The organism is Pseudomonas syringae (assembly GCF_000737245.1).
In the GTDB taxonomy this organism is placed as follows: Bacteria; Pseudomonadota; Gammaproteobacteria; order Pseudomonadales; family Pseudomonadaceae; genus Aquipseudomonas; species Aquipseudomonas syringae_J.
This window is the reverse complement of sequence record NZ_JPQU01000089.1, coordinates 20,623-40,128: the sequence shown is the minus strand read 5'-3', so window position 1 is coordinate 40,128 and position 19,506 is coordinate 20,623. Positions and strand designations below refer to the sequence as shown.

At 59.6% G+C, this 19,506-nt stretch carries 18 protein-coding genes; 8 read left to right on the top strand and 10 right to left on the bottom strand.

The genetic code is table 11. The annotated features are described in order from the left end of the window. Positions 1 to 472 precede the first annotated feature (472 nt). The 3 genes from IV01_RS02375 to IV01_RS26765 are packed head-to-tail and all read right to left on the bottom strand — an operon-like array spanning position 473 to position 1,174. Complete coding sequence (locus tag IV01_RS02375) at positions 473 to 691, bottom strand: hypothetical protein (RefSeq protein ID WP_032631389.1); 219 nt, start codon at positions 689 to 691, stop codon at positions 473 to 475. A 27-nt stretch (positions 692 to 718) separates the two neighbouring features. Beyond that, on the bottom strand, positions 719 to 958 hold the full coding sequence (locus tag IV01_RS02380; protein ID WP_032631388.1) for a hypothetical protein: 240 nt from the start codon (positions 956 to 958) through the stop codon (positions 719 to 721). 57 nt (positions 959 to 1,015) lie between these two features. Continuing rightward, positions 1,016 to 1,174 carry a hypothetical protein gene (locus tag IV01_RS26765; protein WP_154232275.1) on the bottom strand — a complete coding sequence of 53 codons (159 nt, stop codon included), beginning with the start codon at positions 1,172 to 1,174 and terminating at the stop codon, positions 1,016 to 1,018. Positions 1,175 to 1,210: 36 nt separating this feature from the next. Here IV01_RS26765 and IV01_RS02385 point away from each other — a divergent pair, with 36 nt between their 5' ends. Together IV01_RS02385 and IV01_RS02390 are read left to right on the top strand one after the other, a co-directional pair. Then, positions 1,211 to 2,398 (top strand): MFS transporter, encoded by a 1,188-nt coding sequence (locus IV01_RS02385; protein WP_050507975.1) that lies wholly within the window; start codon positions 1,211 to 1,213, stop codon positions 2,396 to 2,398. A 157-nt stretch (positions 2,399 to 2,555) separates the two neighbouring features. Then, positions 2,556 to 3,635 (top strand): polyamine ABC transporter substrate-binding protein, encoded by a 1,080-nt coding sequence (locus tag IV01_RS02390; protein ID WP_032631387.1) that lies wholly within the window; start codon positions 2,556 to 2,558, stop codon positions 3,633 to 3,635. A gap of 147 nt (positions 3,636 to 3,782) precedes the next feature. Here IV01_RS02390 and IV01_RS02395 read toward each other — a convergent pair whose 3' ends face one another. The 3 genes from IV01_RS02395 to IV01_RS02405 all read right to left on the bottom strand — a co-directional run bounded on the left by IV01_RS02395 (position 3,783) and on the right by IV01_RS02405 (position 7,050). After that, positions 3,783 to 5,912: a TonB-dependent receptor family protein gene (locus IV01_RS02395; protein WP_032631385.1), complete on the bottom strand. Its 2,130-nt coding sequence runs from the start codon at positions 5,910 to 5,912 to the stop codon at positions 3,783 to 3,785. 125 nt (positions 5,913 to 6,037) lie between these two features. Continuing rightward, entirely contained in the window at positions 6,038 to 6,625 is a 588-nt protein-coding gene (locus IV01_RS02400; RefSeq protein WP_032631384.1) for a glutathione S-transferase family protein, read from the bottom strand. Further along, entirely contained in the window at positions 6,622 to 7,050 is a 429-nt protein-coding gene (locus IV01_RS02405) for a VOC family protein (protein WP_032631383.1), read from the bottom strand. The genes IV01_RS02400 and IV01_RS02405 overlap by 4 nt, the downstream gene beginning before the upstream one ends. A 129-nt stretch (positions 7,051 to 7,179) precedes the next feature. Here IV01_RS02405 and IV01_RS0125560 point away from each other — a divergent pair, with 129 nt between their 5' ends. Then, the gene (locus tag IV01_RS0125560; protein WP_050508013.1) at positions 7,180 to 8,142 is read left to right on the top strand and encodes a LysR family transcriptional regulator; all 963 of its coding nucleotides are present in this window, start codon (positions 7,180 to 7,182) and stop codon (positions 8,140 to 8,142) included. Positions 8,143 to 8,329: 187 nt separating this feature from the next. On the opposite strand, the gene IV01_RS02410 is transcribed toward IV01_RS0125560, so the two are convergent. Together IV01_RS02410 and IV01_RS0125555 are read right to left on the bottom strand one after the other, a co-directional pair. Next, positions 8,330 to 10,429 (bottom strand): TonB-dependent siderophore receptor, encoded by a 2,100-nt coding sequence (locus tag IV01_RS02410; protein ID WP_229636167.1) that lies wholly within the window; start codon positions 10,427 to 10,429, stop codon positions 8,330 to 8,332. 253 nt (positions 10,430 to 10,682) lie between these two features. Beyond that, a complete protein-coding gene (locus IV01_RS0125555) occupies positions 10,683 to 11,594 on the bottom strand; it encodes a LysR substrate-binding domain-containing protein (RefSeq protein ID WP_050507974.1) in 912 nt (303 codons plus the stop codon). Positions 11,595 to 11,959: 365 nt separating this feature from the next. Between IV01_RS0125555 and IV01_RS02415 the strand changes: the two genes are divergently transcribed. The 5 genes from IV01_RS02415 to IV01_RS02435 all read left to right on the top strand — a co-directional run bounded on the left by IV01_RS02415 (position 11,960) and on the right by IV01_RS02435 (position 16,798). After that, complete coding sequence (locus tag IV01_RS02415; RefSeq protein WP_032631382.1) at positions 11,960 to 12,799, top strand: transporter substrate-binding domain-containing protein; 840 nt, start codon at positions 11,960 to 11,962, stop codon at positions 12,797 to 12,799. Positions 12,800 to 12,859: 60 nt separating this feature from the next. Beyond that, positions 12,860 to 13,522 carry an amino acid ABC transporter permease gene (locus tag IV01_RS02420; protein ID WP_032631381.1) on the top strand — a complete coding sequence of 221 codons (663 nt, stop codon included), beginning with the start codon at positions 12,860 to 12,862 and terminating at the stop codon, positions 13,520 to 13,522. Further along, on the top strand, positions 13,519 to 14,298 hold the full coding sequence (locus IV01_RS02425) for an amino acid ABC transporter ATP-binding protein (protein ID WP_324294264.1): 780 nt from the start codon (positions 13,519 to 13,521) through the stop codon (positions 14,296 to 14,298). Before IV01_RS02420 ends, IV01_RS02425 begins: the two co-directional genes overlap by 4 nt. 71 nt (positions 14,299 to 14,369) lie before the next feature. Beyond that, positions 14,370 to 15,503 carry an enolase C-terminal domain-like protein gene (locus tag IV01_RS02430; RefSeq protein ID WP_229636166.1) on the top strand — a complete coding sequence of 378 codons (1,134 nt, stop codon included), beginning with the start codon at positions 14,370 to 14,372 and terminating at the stop codon, positions 15,501 to 15,503. Between the two features lie 8 nt (positions 15,504 to 15,511). Next, entirely contained in the window at positions 15,512 to 16,798 is a 1,287-nt protein-coding gene (locus tag IV01_RS02435; protein WP_032631379.1) for an NAD(P)/FAD-dependent oxidoreductase, read from the top strand. Positions 16,799 to 16,808: 10 nt separating this feature from the next. Here IV01_RS02435 and IV01_RS02440 read toward each other — a convergent pair whose 3' ends face one another. Further along, a complete protein-coding gene (locus IV01_RS02440) occupies positions 16,809 to 17,999 on the bottom strand; it encodes an MFS transporter (protein WP_229636165.1) in 1,191 nt (396 codons plus the stop codon). A gap of 125 nt (positions 18,000 to 18,124) precedes the next feature. Then, positions 18,125 to 19,270: an FMN-dependent L-lactate dehydrogenase LldD gene (gene lldD, locus IV01_RS02445; RefSeq protein WP_032631378.1), complete on the bottom strand. Its 1,146-nt coding sequence runs from the start codon at positions 19,268 to 19,270 to the stop codon at positions 18,125 to 18,127. Between the last annotated feature and the right edge of the window lie 236 nt (positions 19,271 to 19,506).

The following is a 19,506-nucleotide window of genomic DNA, read 5'->3' as shown; positions in this document are numbered from 1 at the left end:
TTCGCGGGCAAGCCCGGCTCCAACAGTTTTGCGCTGAGTCTGTAGGAGCCAAGCTTGCTCGCGATGAACGATGACGCGGTGTGTCTACTGACCGCAGCGCCTGCATCGTTCGAATGCGGCCCAGACCAAGCACCGCTCCCACTGGGTTGGTGATCTCTGTTGGAGCGAGGCTTGCCCGCGAAGAACGATGACGGGGTATAACTGAAACACCGCAGCGCCTGGTTCGCGGGCAAGCCCGGCTCCAACAGTTTTGCGCTGAGTCTGTAGGAGCCGAGCTTGCTCGCGATGAACGATGACGCGGTGTGTCTACTGACCGCAGCGCCTGCATCGTTCGAATGCGGCCCAGACCAAGCACCGCTCCCACTGGGTTGGTGATCTCTGTTGGAGCGAGGCTTGCCCGCGAAGAACGATGACGGGGTGGGTCTGCTGCGCTGCGAAGTCTGCATCGATCGCAAGTACCGCTTTCGTCGTATCAGTCCCGCCTGAACTCAAACTTGATCTTGTCCGACGGCCAGAACGACCAGGACGGGGCTGGCTGGTAGCAGCCCGGCTGATTGGCCGGGGTAGCGTCACAGCGAACGGTGTAACCCTTGCTGCCAATTTGTCTGCCGCCTTCGCCTGTGCCCCGTTCGCTGTATGACGAGCAGCCGCACAGGAATGCAAACGCCAGCAGTGTTAATCCGTATTTCATCAATGCCTCCATGCGAAAAAAGCTTGTCTATTTGTTCCGCGCACTGGCCTCTGCCGCCAGGCATTCAAGGGCAAACTGTTCGGTGTACGTCATCTGGATAGGCGTGGATTCGCCCTTGACCGTGCGTTCACCTTCAAGGATGTAGCGAATGCGTTTGTCGGTGACGCCAATGCGCTTGGCGATCCACGACGGGGTCTGGCCAATGCGGGAAATCAGCTTGTCTGCATATTCAGTAGATGGGTTGTAAAGCTCTGCGTTGGGTGTCATGTGACGTCCAGATGAGTGTGGGTCTGCAATGCGTTGCCCAGTATGCCGCACGTTGCGTTAATTATCCGGGTGTGTTTCGAGTTTGATGGGAGCGTCATGAATAAACGCCTGCACGCGCAGATGCGCGGTGATCACTGACCAGCAACCCGGCACGATACGTGCAGTTTGTCTGGCCTTTACTCCGGTATTGCGTTGTCTGAGTTTATGGCCAGGCATGCTAAAAGCCTGTTTTCCTCCAGCATGGACCGCCCTATGGACAATGCTCTTCCTATGCAGCGCGTCACTCCGTTTGCCGCGTTCTGCGTGGCCAGTTTTCTGTTGTCGATTCCCTACGGCTCGACGTTCCTGCTGGCATTGCTGGTGACTTCGTTGGGTGGCAGTGAAAGCGATGCCGGACGAGTCTTCGCGGTCGCCATGATCAGTACCCTGGCAACGGTGCTGGGATCCGGGCATGTCATGCAGCGCTTGGGAGCTGCTCGGTGTATCGCAGTGGGTGCTGCCTGCCTGGTGATTGCTTCGCTGGGTTTTGCGCTGGTATCGAGCCTGGGTGTGGCGCTGATGGGCTTTGGCCTGGTTTTGGGCATTGGCTGGGGGCTGTTCTACACCGTGGGTCCGATCATGGTTGTGGGGATGGTCGAGCCCGCTCGCCGGACGCACTGCTTCGCGCTGTTGTCCGGCAGCATGTTGTCGGGCATAGGCACCGGACCTCTGGTGGGCAAGCTGGCAAGCTACGTCGGGCTGCCGGTACAGACTGCGTTTTTCTGCGCGGCGCTGTCGGCGGCACTGGGTGGGCTTTATTTCTGGCAGCTGGGCGGGCGGGATAGCAGCTCCGGGCACAGGCCTGGCAGCCGGGTGCAGATAAGCCTGAACTCGGCTGCGGGCGTATTGAGCTCACGCTCGGCTTTTTCGATTCTCATGGTGGGGTTGGGCGGGGCGATCTTTGGTGGCATGGGCAGCTTCCAGACCAGCTACGCCGCCAGTCTCGGTCTGGACTACTCACTGTTTTTCATAGGCTTCATGGGCGCCGCCATCGCTTGCCGTTTATTGATCGCCGGGTGGGTGGTCAAGCGCAATCCGCTGGCCACCTCCGCTGTGTTGACTACGCTCATGCTGATCGCCGTTATCGGCTTCGACCGGTGGGTGACTGGTAGCTTGAGCTATGGATTGACCGCCGCGCTGCTGGGCGTTGGATACGGTCTGAACTACTCAGTCATCAATGGCCTGGCCGCCAACGAGTCGCCACCAACGCTCACCGCCCAGGCGCTGCTGCTGTTCAGCCTGTCTTACTTCATTGGCGTATTCGGTTTTCCCTTCGTGGCCAGCAAGGTCATCGCCCACTCGGGTGTGCACGGGATGTTGCTGAGTGTGAGTCTGGTGGCATTGCTGGTCTGGGGGTTGAGTGTCGGCCGCTGGGTGTACGGGCGTATTGAGCGGAAATGACAGGGTGGCGGCGCGCCTCAAGCGGGCGTTGTCTGCCGACCTTTATCAGGCCCGAGCTCGAGGACGCGTATCCTTGCCACAGCTCAATCGGTTAGGATCTGTGCAGCTTCATGTCCCGTGGCTTTCCAGTTGACCTCCAATTGAGCAAGGGCTTCCGATGATCCGCACCGCATTTTTTCCGCTCATGCTGGTCGCCTCAATGAGCCACGCGGCGCAGACCGTGAAGATCTACAACTGGACCGATTACTTCGCTCCGGACACCCTGAAGAACTTTCAGAAAGACACCGGTATTACTGCGACTTATGACACTTACGACAGCAACCGGGTCCTCGATGAAAAGCTCAAGGCAAGGCAGTCCGGGTATGACATCGTGGTGCCGTCGAGTCATTTCCTGGCTCGGCAGGTGCAGCGCGGCGATCTGAAGAGGCTGGACAAAAGTCAGCTGCCGAACTGGAAGTCTCTGAACCCGGTCCTGCTGCAAGCGCTCTCATCGGCGGACCCAGGCAGCGAGTATGCATTTCCCTATCTATGGGGTACCACCGGTATTGGCTACAACGCAGACAAGGTCAAAGCTGTACTGGGCAACAATGCTCCACTCAAATCCTGGGACTTGATCTTCAAACCCGAGAACATGAAAAAACTGGCGCAATGCGGGGTCGCCGTACTCGACAGCGCGCCGGATCTGGTGCCCATCGCGCTCAACTACCTGGGCCTGTCTCCGGATAGCACAACGCCTGAAGATTACGCAAAAGCCAAAGCGGTGCTGGCGGCCATTCAACCTTATGTCCGCAGCTTCAGTGCCAGTGACTACGGCCCAGCCCTGGCGAGCGGCAGTGTCTGCGTAGCGGTCGGCTACTCAGGTGACATCGCGCTGGCACAGCGTCAGGCGCAGGATGCAGGCAAAGGCGTTGCCATCCATTACATCGCCCCGAAAGAAGGCTCACCGATGTGGTTCGACATGATTGCAATGCCTGTGGACGCCCCCGACGAAAAGGCCGGGTATGCCTTCATGAACTACCTGCTCGAGCCGAAAGTCATCAGCGCTATTTCGAACTACCTGCATTACCCCAATGGCAACGAGAAGTCCGAAGCACTGATAGACGCCTCGATACACAACGACATCGGCATCTACCCTGACGCAGATACGTTGAGCACCTTGTTTGCGCAGAATGAAATACCTGCCGATACCGAGGCGCTCAGGTTGCGGGTATGGACCGAGGTCAAAGCCGGGCAGTAGGTATCAGCTAAATCTGGGTGTTCCACGCTGTAGGAGCGCGCTTGCCCGCGATTGGTTTTTGAAATTGGCATATTTGCCGCCTGTAAAAATGTCATCGCAGGCAAGCGCGCTCCTACGAGAGCTGTGTTTGATGTATAGCGCAGCAGATCAGCGCAAACTCCACGACACGCCCACATAAAGCCCCAGCCCTTCACCCGGCGTGGACCGCGCAGCATCAATGCCTTTGTCGTCGTAGCCCGGGGTCACGGTGGCGGCGTAACGTTTGCCGGTCAGGTTGCGCATGTTCAACCAGCCCTGCCAGTCATTGTTGGGTGCGTTGTAGCCCAGGGTTGCGCCTAATAGCGCGTAAGGGTCGGCGTAATAGCTGTTGGCGTAATCCACCGCGACTTTGGACACCAGTTGGGTATCCATCGCCGCGAAGAAGCCCTGAGGCCAGTCATAACGCAGTTCACCCTGGTAGTAGTGCATCGGCAGCCCCGGCAGGCGATTGTCGCCGAAGCGGTCGTCATCGCGGTAATGGAAATGACTGAAGGTATAAGCCTGACGCAAACTCAGCTCACCGCCTTTATGGGACCACAACGTGCTTTGCAGGCTGGCTTCCACACCCTGGTGCACAGTCGGGCTGGCGTTGAGTTCATAGGGGGTAGTGGCGTTGGCGTCCGGTAATACCGAAAGCAACTCGTGCCGCACCTGAGCGTAATACCAGGCCAGGCTCCATTGGCCCAGTGAACTGTCGCCACGACCGCCCAGTTCCAGAGTGGTCGCGGTCTGATTCTGCAATTTGACGGGTACGCGCTGGGCGCCGGTGGACACTCCACTGCGAGCCGGAAACAACTGATTGGAGCTGTAAATCATCGACCAGGGATGCGGTCCCTCGACCGAACGGCTCAGGTTACCGAACAGTTGTACCTCGGGGGTCAGTTGGTAGCGCATGCCGAGGCGCGGTGCGTAGTCCCAATCGCCCATGCTGACCTTGCCGCCATTGTCGGGATAGGTCACGGCACTTTCCCGGCGGGTGTAGATGGCCGCCAGGCCGGTGGTCAGCCATAGGTCGTCGGCGATCTCCAGATCGTTACCCATATGCAGCACGGTGTCCGAACCTTGATAGGTGAAGTCGCGAATCCGCGTGCCAGGCGCATAGCCTGCAGTGTTGCCGGTGGGGATCCGCACGAACTCGCTGGCGCCGACATTGGGCAGGTGCTTGGTCACGCGCAGGCCCAGGTTGCTATTGCTTTCCAGGCCCCAGATCGTGTCACGACGTTTGTAGTCGAAGGTGCCGCTGACATCGGTGTAGGCGACTCGCAGACGGTTCGGCCCTTCGCGCAGATCCATCGGGTAGTCGTGATAGACAAGCCCGCTCTGCAGGCTCGAATCGTCGTCGATGTACCAAGTGGTCTTGTTGCCGATAAAGGTGCTGCCCGGCTCATCGCGGTTGTAGTCCCGCGCAACATAAGTCGGGTTGGCCGCTTTTGGGTCATGTTCGATGGACTGTTTGGTCACGCGGCCGGCCAGCTCGTTGTCGGTTTCCCGATGGCGGATATAGAAGCGGGTCTCCAGGCTCGGGCTCAAGCGATAGCCGAAGTTGGCGATGACGCCCTGGCTCTGACTGGCGGTGTGATCCTGATAGCCGTCCGATTTTGCGTCGGTCAGGGATACGTAATAGTCGAAGTCGCCTACCACCTGACCGGAACTGATCTGACGCTGCTGATAGCCATGGCTGCCCATGGCGTAGCGCACCTGCAGGAGCGGCGCGTCGTAGCCAGTGTGGCTGACGTAATCGATGGCGCCACCCAGGGCCAGCGCCCCTCGGTCAAAACCGTTGGCACCACGCAGCACCTGCACATGATCGACCCACAGTGGCTCAAGCAATTCATACGGCGTGCCGCCGGGGCCGGTGAGGGGCAGACCGTCGAGCATTGTATACAGGCCCGAAGCGTGGGCACCCGGCGCCCGGTTGATGCCAGAACCGCGGATCGAGATTTTCACCCCTTCGTTACCCGCCGACTGGGCATAGATCCCAGGCTGATAGGCCAGCACATCCTGATTGGAGGCTACCCGGCCCTGCAAAGGGCGACGCATATCCACGACATTGGTGCCTCCCGGAACTTTTGCCAGCCGAGCTTTAGCGTCTTCCAGCGACTGGTCCTCGCCACTGAGTTCCTGATCCTGAATCAGCACTTGCCCCAGCTCAATGCCCCGAGCTTCGACCATGGCCGGACAGACAAAGGCCAGGCCCATGCCCAGCAGGGCAGTGGGCAGGGATTTGGGTGAGGACATCAAGAACACTCCAGGCGTACAGAGAAAACAGACAATGAGAACTGCGACGCAAGAATGAACGACGGAAGCACATGGCAGTTTTGCTATTTATGTCTGTCTACGCCCGAGCCGTACTCAAGGTGCACTCAAGGCTTGGCCAGATAACCCGGCAGGCTTTCCAGCCGCTCAATCCAGCGAGCGATATGGCGGTATGGTTCAAGACTCACATCGCCTTCGGGTGCCAGCACGACATAGGGATAGACCGCGCAATCGGCAATGGAAGGCCGGTTGATTGCCAGCCAGTCGTTATGCTCCAGATGTTTATCCAGTATCGAGAGCACTGCCGCCGAGTTTGCAATAGCCCGTGACTTATCCAGTGCATAGCCGAATACCTGCACCAGTCGCGCAGCACACACGCTGTGCTGCACTTCATTGGCGGCAAATGACAGCCACTGGACGATGTCGGCCTGACCATGAGGGTTGCCCGGCCACCACGCCAGCCCGCCGTATTGGCCGGCGAGGTAAACCAGAATCGCCTGAGAGTCGCGCAGCACGTATGGACCGTCTTCGAGAACCGGCACCTGACACAGCGGGTTCAGGTCAGAGAGGGGCGGCTTTTTATGCGCTTCGCTGAGAAAGTCCACGGCGACTAGTTCAAGTTCGATGTTGGCCAGGGAGGCAAACAGCCTGACTTTGTAGCAATTGCCGGAGGGGTGCAGGTCGTAAAGTTTCATTGTGTGTCTCCATCGACAAGTTGATTGAATTCGAGAACGTTGCCATCGGGATCGCGAAAGAACAGCGCGATACGTCGTGGTCCGATGGGGTGGGGGCCTTCGGTAATAACGATGCCTTGCTGCTCCAGCCAGGCTTGCAGAGCCTGGAGATCATCGGTAATGAACGCCGGGTGGGTTATCCCGGGCAATTTGATCGGGGCATCCAACAGGATGTTGTGGGCGTCGGGGACGCGAACACCATTGAAGATCAGATTGATGCGTACGCCGTCCGCGCTGATCATTTCGTTGGCTTCGTAGCGTGGAAAGCGTGCATTCTCGATGAAGCCCAGGGCCTGATAAAAAGCCATGGAGCGCTTCAGGTCACTGACGCGAATTCCAATGTGATCGTAGGCGAGAATCCGTGCCGGGTTTGGCAGTTGGCTCATGGGGCTGACTCCTCAGGAGGTTGAAATCAGTAGCCAGTTTCAACTTGAGGACGTTTTTCACCTATGGTGTGAACCTGACAAGACCTATGCAGCAATTGCACAAATTCAAAGGTGGCTCGAAAAGTGGCGATAGACAGGCTCAAGGCAATGGCCAACTTCGTGCGGATTGTCGACAGCGGCAGCTTGAGTTCAGCGGCCGATGCGACCGGGCAATCCGTCGCATCGCTGGTGCGCTCGCTGGCCGCATTGGAGCGTCATCTGGGGGTGCGCTTGCTGAACCGCAGCACCCGGCGCATGGCCCTGACCGATGAAGGTGAGGAATATCTGGCCTGGAGCCAGCGCATGCTGGCTGAGTTCGAGGACATGGAGCAGCACCTGGAAACCCGCGACGGCACCGCCCGGGGGACGTTGCGCATCACCGCGCCGGTTGAGTTCGGGCAGCGTTATCTGGCGCCGATGGTCAATACGTTCCTCATGGAGCACAGGGAGATGGCAATTGAGCTGAGTATGCATGATCAGGTTATCGCCTTGCTGGATGAACGTCTGGACCTTGCACTGCGAGTCGGCCATCTGCCGGACTCTGCCATGGTTGCGCGCCGGGTTGGCGCCACGCGACTGGTGACCTGTGCGAGCCCGGGTTATTTGAAGAACGCTCCAGCCCTCGATAGCCCGACCTCGTTGCGGGACCACGCGTGCATTGCGCTGGCCTCGCAGGGGCGACAGTGGTATTTCCGCCACGGCGATAAAGAGCGGGTTGAGCAGATCGCGCCCAGACTGGTGTGCAACCAGATCCGCGCCGCCAGTCTGGCGTGTGTGCAAGGGGTAGGGGTTGTCCGCTTGATGCATTATCAAGTCGCGGATGAGCTGGCTGAGGGGCGGCTGGTCAGGGTCCTGCGAGAATACGAACCGAAGGACCTGCCGATTCAACTGGTATATCCCCACTCTCTGCAGCTCTCGCCAAGAGTGCGGACGTTCGTCGACTGGGCCTGCCCGCAGCTGGAAAGGCTTACGCCGGATCCGGGTGGAAATATAAACGCAGCTCTGTCGGATCACGTCCCTGTGGGAGCGGTGCTTGCCCGCGATAAGGTTTAGGTGATCTTGCCTGTCAAACGAGTCGCCCTTATCGCGGGCAAGCACCGCTCCCACAGAGTCGCCAAACCCAGGGAGCTCATGAGCAACGCGAGACAGCGATAGCGTCCTGCCTGAGACACCGCCATCGCGGCCTCGCGTTGCTCGTGCGCTCCTACAGGGGCGCATTCCAATCCTGAATATCAGCGCCTCAATACTTCCACGTCACCGACGCCATCAGGTTGCGCGGTGCGCCGTAGTTGGCGCTGGTGCCGCTTTTCAACGACATCAAGTATTTGCGGTCGGTAACGTTGTTGAGGTTCAGCGACGTGCTCCAGTGCTGGTCGATGTCGTAGCTGGTCATCAGGTCCAGCAGGGCAAAGGCATGTTGGTTGACCTGGCTGTAGGTGTCGTCTTCAGTGCTGCTCTGCCAGCTCAGGCGGCCACCCACTTTGGCCTTTGGCAAGGCCGGCAGGCGGTAGGTCGCCATGCCGCGGAAGGTGTGGGTCGGCACATACTTGCGAGCCTCGTCGCCATTGGCGTCTTCGATCTGCACGTAGGTGTAACCCGCCAGCAGGTCCAGACCTGGCAACGCCTCACCGGACGCTTGCAGCTCGACGCCGTGGCTTTTGAAGTCGACCCCGTCATAAATGTACTGATTACCCAGCAGGCCAGCGTATTCGGCCACGTTCTGCTGCTTGGTCTTGAACAGCGCGGCGGTCAGGTCCAGACGGTCATTGAGCAGGCTGCCCTTGACCCCGACTTCCATGCTGGTGCCTTCCAGTGGGTCGATCAGGTTGCCATCAGTGCCCAGCACATACTGCGGGCTGAAAATCTGCGTCCAGCTGCCGTAGACGCTCCACTCGCTGTTCACGTCGTAGACCAGGCCGGTGTAGGGCGTAATCTTGCCGTGCTCGCGGGTTTCGTGGGAGGCGCCGTAGTTTTCGCCTTTGCCGTCGGCGCTGAGCATACGGGCGCCGACGATCCAGTGCAGATCGTCCAGCAGGCTGAAACGGGCACCGGCATACAGGCTCTTCTGGCTGTCGCTGAAGTTGCCCATGTTGTTGGCGTCGGTGTAATTCAGACCCGGGCGCGGTACGCCGCCGGCCAGTGCGTCGGATAGATTGGAGGTGAAGTAGCCGACATCGTCGATGTTGTAGGCGCGTTCCTTGTGATGGGTACGGCCGTAGTTGGCTCCCAGGGTCAGTTCATGATCCCGACCGAACAGGGTGAACGGCCCTGACAGTTGCGCTTCGCCGATCAGTTGATGTTCCTTGCTCGATGTGTCGGTGGCGTAGCTCGAACCTGCATCGCCGGTCACGCTGGATATGTAGTACATATCCGTGTCCTGGTACTGGGTAACCCCGGTCACGGTGACTTTGCCGTTCCAGCCATTGCCGAAATCATGGTTCAGCTCGGCAAAGGCGCGCTGGGTGTGCAGGTTCCAGTAGGTCCATGGCTGGCCGATATTCGAACTGCGGCTGCTGTAATGGATGCGGTTGCCATAGGTATCAATCAGCGGCAGGTTGCCCCAGCTGCTGCCGTTGGAATCACTGTTGTGCTGGGAAAAACCCACGGTCAGGGTGTCGGCATCGGTCAGATCGAAGGCCAGCAAACCTGCCGCGACATTGACTTCATGGCTGTAGCGATCGAGGTAGGAATTGCCCTTGTCATGGGCATAGACGAAGCGCCCGCGCACGTTGCCGGTTGGTGTAAGGGGCCCGGAAACATCGGCTTCGACACGGCGGTTATCCCATGAGCCGGCGCTGACACCGATCTTGGCCTGGAACGTTTCGGTCGGGCGCTTGCGCACGAAGTTGACGGTGGCCGAGGGATTGCCGGTGCCGCTCATCAACCCGTTGGCGCCGTGCAGCACGTCGATCTGCTCGTACTCAGCCAGATCCTGCTCGCCCACCAGAGTGGTAGCGGCGAAGGGCATGCCCATGCCGTCGTATTCGAACGTGTCGATGGTGAAGCCGCGGGAGGTGAACTCGGTGCGGTCTGTCTCGATCTGCTCGACTGTCACCGAGGGCGCAGCACGCAAAGCGTCACGGATGCCATTGAGTTTGAAGTCGTCAATCTGGTCGCGCGTGATGGTCGTCACTGCCTGGGGCGTTTCTTTGTCCGACAGGCCCAGCCGAGTTGTGCTGGCAGCTGCCTTGCCCTGGTAACCCTGGCTCTGAATATCGGCCTGTCGACTGCTGCTCTGAATCGTGGTTTCGGGCAGGGTGATTTCGTCAGCGGCGTAGGTCAGATTCAGGGTGCTGCAAGCACCAGCGAGAATCAGGCTGGCAGAGAGGCGAGGATTCAAAGGATCAATTCCTGAAGGATGTAAGAAGATGTAACATTCTGACCCATATCGCTAATGCGAAACAGACGCATTAAGTATCAGATTTGACATATTTTTCACATCAGTCGGAAAGCTGCCGTTTCAGCGCCTCTCTTTTAGCAAAAACATAACCCCAGAACTGGAATGCTTTTTGGTAGGAGCGCGCTTGCCCGCGATGAACGATACGCGGCATTTCTGACAAATCGAGGTGGCTGAATCGCGGGCAAGCGCGCTCCTACAGGTGCAGTGCTGACACAGGCGTTTCACTGACCTCCTGCATCAACCAGTCCCGGAACAGCAGCGCATGCTGTTTCTGGGATTTGCGTTCTGGGCTGACTACCCAGTACGAGTCACCCGAGCGCACCGGGGGGCCGAAGGGCATGTGCAGTTCGCCGCGTTGCAGCTCCCGTTCGACGTAGTGGAGGGGAACCACGGCAAGCCCGAGACCACTGACCGCAGCGCTGATGAGCATCTCGCTTTGAGAAAAGCGCACGCCTTGAATCAGGCCTTTGCCGACACAGCCTGACGCGCGCAGCCATTGCAGCCACAGACTGGGCCTGCTGGCATTTTGCAGGGTGGGTATCTGGGTGAAATCCAGTTGGCCCCGTTTCTCACCGGGTGCAATGAGTTTCGGCGACGCCACGACCACCAGCTCCTCAGCAAACAGCTCCAGCGCCCTGGCTTCGTTCCAGGTGCCGGTGCCGCGCATGATGGTGATATCGAACCGACAGGTCTTGAAGTCAACGTCAGCTTCCACCGGGTTGACCTCCACGGGCACGTGGGGCGCGAGCCGGACGAAGTTTTCCAGACGCGGGGCAAGCCAGCGAGAGACGAAGGTGGGGTTGGCGCCAATCATCAGCGAAGCATCGGCTTTGCGGCCTCTGACCAAGTCGATGGAGGCTTCCTCAAGCCTGTTGAGCATCTGCACCACATCCTGCAAATACTTGCTGCCGGCTTCGGTGAGCACCAGGCGCGAGCCCGAACGCTCGAACAGCCGCATGCCGAGAAACTGCTCCAGATTGGTGATCTGCCGACTGATACCGCTTTGCGTGACGAACAGGTCTTCTGCGGCTCTGGTGAAATTCAGATGCCGCGCCGACGCCTCAAACGCTTGAAGTGAGGAGAGCGAGGGTAGAAATCGGCGCATGACGGGAATCCTCAATAATCGGCGTCATGATTAAAAGTCATGACGCCCCCATTTTTCAAGGCTTCAGTTGTCGATAGCTTTGTGTCATCAATATGTCGCATGAACTGGCGCCCCAGACTTGAGCGGGCGCCACCGGGCACAGCGACTGGTTATGCGCTTGGCCACTCCAATAGCTTGAGCTTATGTTTTATCCGCTGCACTGAGCAGAAGTCATCTGCCGAAAATAAGTCGAACGAGGTTCCGAGCAGTTGATCTGCGGTGTCCAATCGACAAGCGCGTGAAGTGTCTTTTTTCGACTGCCAACCCGTTTTACCCAATGATGAAACAGCACCATCATAAATGGCTGAGAAAAAGGAACGTTTTGCATGATTACGCGCAGAAGATTCACAAAGCTATTCGGGGCCACAGTAATCAGCGCTTCCACAGGCTTGATCTCGTTGGGCGCCAGGGCAGACTCAGCCAGCTCTCTTGAGCGCGTAAAGTCTTCAGGCGTATTGCGGATCGGCGCGATTGCCGATGGCGCTCCTTATTACCAGAAGAGTCTGACCGGCGGGCCATGGCGCGGGTTCTATATCGACATCTGCCAGAAACTTGCAGACGATCTGGGCGTGAAACTGTCGATTCTGGAAACCACCTGGGGTAACTCGGTTCTGGATCTGCAGGCCAGCAAAGTTGATATGTTCTTTGGTCTCAACCCGACGCCGGAGCGCCAGAAAGTTATCGATTTTTCGGGCCCGGTATTCAAGAACGCGTTCACCTTCATCGCGAAGAAATCCGTCACGGCAAAAACCTGGGAAGACTTCAACAACGCCGACATGCGTATTGGTGTCGATGCCGGTTCATCTCATGACAGCGCGGTGAGCAAGCTGGCGCCCAACGCTGTTGTCTCCCGTCTTAAAACCGCCAGCGACGCAACCGCCGCGCTGCAATCGGGCCGTGTGGACGCGCAATGTCTGGTCATGGTGCTGGCCCTGGCATTGCGGGCGAAAAATCCAGCCATCGGTCAACTCATCGTCCCCACGCCATTGAACGCAACGACTTCCAATGCCGGTTTCCGTCGCGAAGAAGACACTGCCTGGCGTGAGTTCGTCGACGCCTGGATCACTGAACATCGTGACAACGGCTTCATCAAGACCGCGATCATGCGCAACATGGAACTGGTGGGGGTCACCGAGAAAGATTTCCCGAGCGGCTTCGAGATTTGATCACCCTGCATTGCTTACGGGCAGCTTTGCCAACCTGTTTATGTGACGTGGGGTTTTAACATGTACGAGTGGGATTTCTCCGCGCTCTGGGAATACCGCTGGCTGTTGCTGCAGGGCCTTGGACTGACGGTGTCATTCACCGCTGCCATTGTGGCGGGCGGTCTGGCCATCGGCCTGTTGGCGGCTATGGGGCTGCTTTCGCGCTTCAGGGTTGTCCGGTTTGTGGCCTTGATGTTCACCGAGGTATTCCGCTGCACGCCAGTACTGGTGCAGCTCATCTGGTGTTATTACGCGCTGCCGATCCTGGCGGGCATTGAGATGACGCCGATCACGGCGTCGCTGCTGGCACTGTCCTGTTATGGCGGGGCGTTCTACGCCGAGATCATTCGCGGCGGCATCGTGTCCATTGATCCCGGCCAGCGTGAAGCGGGCGGGGCGCTGGGCATGACGCCGATCCTGACCATGCGTCGGATCATTCTGCCCCAGGCGATCCGGCGCATGGTGCCGGCCTTGATGAACCAGTCGATCATGCAGTTCAAGAACACCTCGCTGGTGTCGGTCCTGGCCGTACCCGATCTGGTGTATCAGGGCCAGATGATCGCCCATGACAGCTTCCGCCCGCTTGAGACGTATTCGGCCGTGGCCGTGGCTTATTTTGTCATTCTGTTTCCGCTGACCCTGATCGTGCGCTACCGCGAGAAGAAACATGGAGCCAGCCAATGATGTCCAGCAAACCGAAGATTGAAATCACCGCGCTGCGCAAGAGTTTCGGCGCGCTGCAGGTATTGAAAGACATCAATTTCAGGGTCAATGAGGGCGGCGTCGTCTCTTTGATCGGGCCTTCTGGCTCGGGCAAGTCCACGCTGTTGCGCTCCATCAATCTGCTGGTTGAGCCAGACGACGGCGAGATTCGCGTGGGGGATACCACATTTCAATTCGGTGAGGGGCGTCGCCCGCCGGGCACCAAAGAGCTGGCAGCTTTCCGGGCCAGAACCGGCATGGTTTTCCAGAGCTTCAATCTGTTCCCGCACATGAGCGTGCTGGAAAACGTCATGGAAGCGCCGGTTCACGTGCGCAAGCTGAGCAAAAGCGTCGCTCGGGACCTGGCCATGTCGCAGTTGGAGAAAGTCGGCCTCGCTGATCGCGCCCGGCAAATGCCCAATACCTTGTCCGGCGGACAGATGCAGCGCGTCGCCATTGCCCGGGCGCTGGCCATGGAGCCGGAAGTGATGCTGTTTGATGAAGCCACTTCAGCCCTGGACCCCGAACTGGTGGGGGAGGTTCTCAGCACCATCCAGAAGCTCGCGGCTGACGGCATGACGATGGTGATCGTGACCCATGAGATCGCCTTTGCCCGCGAAGTGGCCGACCGGGTGGTGTTCATGCGCGACGGTTATGTGATCGAGGACGGGCCGGCGCGGCAGACCATCGATAACCCTCGGGAAGAAGCCACCCGCAACTTTCTCAACCATTTCCACAAGGGCCACGGCAGCCACTGACGGGCCCGGCTAAATCCCAAACACATTATCGTGCCCGGTCTGGTTCAGGCTGCGCGGCGAGCGGAGGCGTCATGACCATGACAAATGAAAGCATTCAGCGGCTTCGGGTCTTTTTGATTGAAAGTCCGATCAAGATGGCGCGTCTTCAGGGCGTGGGTAACGTCAAGGGCAGTGTGAAGCGAGTGTTGGTGGAGCTGACATCGACGTCCGGCATTGTCGGCTGGGGAGAGGCGGCGCCCTGGGAAGTGTTCACCGGGACGGCTGAAGGCGCGTTCGCTGCCATCGACGTGTACCTGCGGCCATTGGTGATTGGCGCATCGATCCGCGCGATCCGCGCCACGACAATGAAAATGGACACGGCATTGGTCGGTCATGGCGAAGCCAAACTCGCCATCGAAACGGCGATGTTCGACATTCTGGGCAAGTCCTGCGGCCTTTCCGTCGCCGATCTGCTGGGCGGTCGGGTGCGCGACAGCATCCCACTGTCGTTCTCCATTGCCGATCCTGACTTCGACGCTGACTTTGAGCGCATGCAGGCGATGGTTCCTGCGGGCAACCGGATATTCAAGGTCAAGACCGGCGTCAAGTCTCACGCTGAGGACATGGCCCACCTGGAAGCCATGCGCAATGAGTTCGGCGACACCATCGACATTCGCCTGGACTACAACCAGGCGCTGGCGCCGTTTGGCGCGATCAGTATTCTGCGCGACGTTGATCGCTTTCGTCCCACCTTCATCGAGCAGCCGGTACCGCGCAGCTGCCTGGCGGCCATGGCGTCCTTTGCCGATGCGCTGGACACGCCGATCCTGGCCGATGAGAGCTGTTTCGACGCCCGTGACCTGATGGAAATCATCCGCCTTGGTGCAGCCGATGCTATCTCGGTGAAGCTCATGAAAGCCGGGGGCATTCTCAAGGCTCAGGGCATCATGGCCATTGCCGATACGGCGCATATCCCGGCTTACGGCGGTACTTTGTGGGAAGGCGGTGTGGCACTGGCCGCAGGCACCCAGTTCATCGCCGCCACACCCGGCATGTCTCTGGGTTGCGAGTTCTACATGCCCCATCACGTGCTGACTGAAGATGTGCTCGAAGAGCGTATTCCCAACCGCGACGGTGCGGTGGTCGTCCCGACGGGGCCGGGGCTGGGAATTACCGTCACCGAGGCATCGTTGCGCGGCAATGCCCGCATCCTGGCCGAGGGATGAGCAGCGCCATGGATGTGAATCAGGACAGCGCCCCGTCTGCTCGGCATATTGTGGTGATTGGTGGCGGCATCGTCGGCGCGTGCACTGCTTTGGCCCTTCAGAAGGACGGCCATCGCGTCACCATTCTGGAGCCCGCCGCGCCGGGAGGGGAGCAGGCGGCGAGTTACGGCAACGGTGCTTTTCTGAGTCCGGGCTCGATCATCCCCATGTCAATGCCGGGTCTCTGGAAGAAGGTGCCGGGTTTTCTACTGGATCCTCAAGGGCCGTTCACCATTCGCTGGCAGTACCTGTTCAAGCTGGCGCCCTGGTTGATTCGTTTCGTGAACGCCGGGTCGACGCCTGCCAAGGCGACGAGGACCGCCGCGATTCTCTCCACGCTGCTGACTGATGCCCCGGAGCGCCATCTTGCGCTGGCGGCGGCCTGCGGGCTGGAGGATCTGATTCGCCAGGACGGTCTGCTGTATGTCTATCCTGATCGGCAGGCTTTCGCCAGTGAGGCGTTCTCTTGGCAATTGCGGCGCGAAAACGGCATTCAATGGCGAGAACTGGAAGGTGCTGCGCTGCACGAGTTCGAGCCTGCGCTGAGCCGTCGCTACACCTTCGCGGTGCTGATCGAGCGCGGTGGCCATTGCCTTGATCCCGGGGCCTATGTTCGAGGGTTGGTGGAGCGGTTCGTCGCTCAGGGCGGTGAACTGATCAGGGGGCGGGCTGAAGGGTTCGATATTCGGTCGGGTCAGCTTCATGCCGTGAGAGCCGACAAAACCGTTATCCCTTGCCACGGTGCGGTCATCGCCGCCGGTATTTATTCCAGGGTGCTGGCGCACAGCGTGGGCGATGCAGTCTGTCTGGAAAGCGAGCGGGGTTACCACGTCGAAATCGCCAACCCGGCGGTCGGCCCGCATCTGCCGGTGATGCCCGCTGACGGCAAGATGGCGAACACCATGACTCGGGGAGGGCTACGTGCATCCGGTCAGGTGGAATTGGCCAGCGTTGATTCGCCGCCAGACTGGAAGCGTGCGGACATCCTTCTGCATCACTTGCTCAAGAGCTATCCGGGACTCGGTGATGATCCCTCACGCCTGACAATCAGCCGCTGGCAGGGCAATCGCCCGTCAACGCCCGACGGCCTGCCGGTCATTGCACAGGCAGCTGCGACGCCGGACATCGTCCACGCCTTTGGTCACGGTCATGTGGGGTTGGCCTCGGCGCCAATGACTGCGCAGATCGTCGCCAGCTTCTTCTCGGGAGCGCCTTCGCCCGTCGACATCGCGCCGTTCACCGCGTCGCGTTTTTGAGGTGATGGGCCTACCCGGTCGTGGTTTGCCGCCGTGCCACCAGCCGTGCGAGCCACAAGGACAGAGCGAAGGCAATCAGTGCCATGGCAGTGAGGGCATGGATCATCGCCTCGCTGCCCAATGTGGAAATCAGGTACCCGCAGGCGATGGGTGCGACGGCCTGAGCGAGCAGGGCGGGCCTGGCCATGCGCCCGGAGATCACGGCGTAGTCCGCCTGATGAACCACCATCAGTGGCAACGTGCTTTTGACGATGGCGCGCAAACCGTTGCCTGCGCCATACAGCACCAGGCCCCAGGCGACGAGGTCGGGTGCAAAGTCCACCATCAGCAGGCCCAACGCAGTCATGCCGCTGGACAGCAGTGCGGTAAACATTGGCGCCTTGCGCTTGAACAGCAGATCCACCACCCGACAAAGCACCGAGGCCGGACCGATCAAGGCGGCCATGGCGATGGCCGACGTCAGGCTATGTCCGCGCGCCTGGAGTACGGTCAGCAGGACGATGGAGATACAGGTCATCAACGCCGCGGCAATGGCGAACAGGGCAGTCATCGACCAATAAATGGAGGGTTCAAGTGCAGCACCACTTCCTGCGGTGGTGGATCGCGAGGCGGTCGCCGGGACGTGAGCGTCCAAGGCGTAGCGGTAAAGCGGATATAGGGTGACGAGTACCACGCCCCCGAAGACCGCGCAGGTCATGCGCCAGCCCATGAGGTGCTCCATTACGGCCAGCAATGGCCAGATGACTGTGGTGCAGAATCCGGAAATCAGGGTGATCCCGACAATGATTGGCCGCGCCTCCAGGCCATAGGTGGAGCCCAGTGACGTGAAAAGCGCATCGTAAAGTCCGGTGGCCATGGCAATGCCGATGATGACCCAGGCCAGCAGGAACACCGGCAGAGAGGGGGCAATCGCCATCAGCCCCAGACCCGCTGCAAGGATCAAACCGTGGGCCGCCAACACCTTACGCCCGCCAAGGCGCGAGATGAGCCGCCCGCACAACGGCGATAACAGGCTGGCGACCAATAAACCAATGGACGCAGCCCCCAGCACCCATTGGTGCGGCCATCCGGTGTCGGCGGCGATGGGGTCAGCCAACACCCCCAACAAGTAAAAAGAACCGCCCCAGGACAATATTTGCAGCAGCCCGAGCAGAACGATTTTTCCAGTGCCGGGGCGGCGGGGCAGCGTGTTGGTATCCAATCGAGATCCTTAGCATCGAGCAGTCTGGCAGCCAGGGGCAAGGCAGGCGCCTCAGGCGGGCACATGCTAGCAGGCTTGAGGCTGCTCGTTACAGGCGCTCGATGCGGGCGCGTTAGCCCTTCAGATTAACCTCGCAGATTCTGCACCAGGGATTCGGCACTGATGTCGCCAATGGTCTTGGCCCCGGTCAGGACCATGGCGACGCGCATTTCCTTCTCGATCAGGCTCAGCAGGTTGCTGACTCCGGCTTCGCCCGCAGCCGCCAAGGCATAAATGAACGCTCTGCCCAGCAACACGGTGTCGGCGCCCAGGGCGATCATCCGCACGACATCCAGCCCGCTGCGAATGCCGGAGTCAGCGAGAATGGCCAGGTCGCCTTTGACCGCATCGGCGATCGCCGGCAATGCGCGGGCACTGGAGAGCACGCCATCCAGCTGCCGTCCGCCATGGTTGGAGACCACGATGCCGTCGGCACCAAAGCTCACCGCGTCCTTCGCATCTTCAGGGTCGAGGATGCCTTTGATGACCATCGGCCCTTGCCAGAAGTCGCGAATCCACTCCAGGTCTTTCCAGGAGATCGACGGGTCGAAGTTGCTGCCCAGCCAGCCGATGTAGTCCGCCAGCCCGGTAGGGCTGCCGCGATAGGCGGAAATATTGCCAAGGTCGTGAGGACGGCCGTTGAGGCCCACGTCCCAGGCCCAGGCCGGGTGGGTGAAGGCTTGCAACATGCGTCTGAAAGCAGCGTTGGGGCCGCTCATGCCCGAGTGAGCATCGCGGTAGCGGGCGCCGGGAACCGGCATGTCCACGGTGAAGATCAGCGTGGTGACCCCCGCAGCCTTGGCACGCTCCAAAGCGTTTTTCATGAACCCGCGATCCCGGAGCACGTACAGCTGAAACCACATCGGCCGGGAGATTGCCGGCGCCACTTCCTCAATTGGACAGACCGAAACCGTGGACAAAATAAACGGAATGCCACTGGCCTCGGCAGCTTTTGCAGCCTGTACTTCTCCACGTCGGGCAAACATTCCGGTCAAGCCCACGGGAGCCAGAGCCACTGGCATCGCCAAGGTCTCGCCAAACAACTTCGTCTCCAGGCTCAGCTCGGACATGTTGCGCAACACCCGCTGCCGCAGGGCGATATCGGCCAGGTCGTCCACGTTACGGCGCAAAGTGTGCTCAGCGTAGGCACCCCCGTCGATGTAATGGAACAGAAAGGGTGGAAGCTTGCGTTGAGCGGCAGCACGGTAATCGGTGGAGGCAGAGATGATCATGGGCGGCGTTCTCTTTCTGAATCCCGAGAAGGGTAGCCTGACAACTAATTGTAAATTGGTCAGACCAATATTTGTTTTTGGTAAGCCAGAGTAAAAGCAGTCTTGCGGAGTGTCAATTTGCGGTTTGGAGGGCTGAGATACTGTCGAGAAATCCAGGGCTCTTCCAAGCCGGAGGTTAGTGCCAGTCCCCTTTGCGTGCGGGCGGCATCCCGAGTTGCCCGCGAAGAACGATAGCT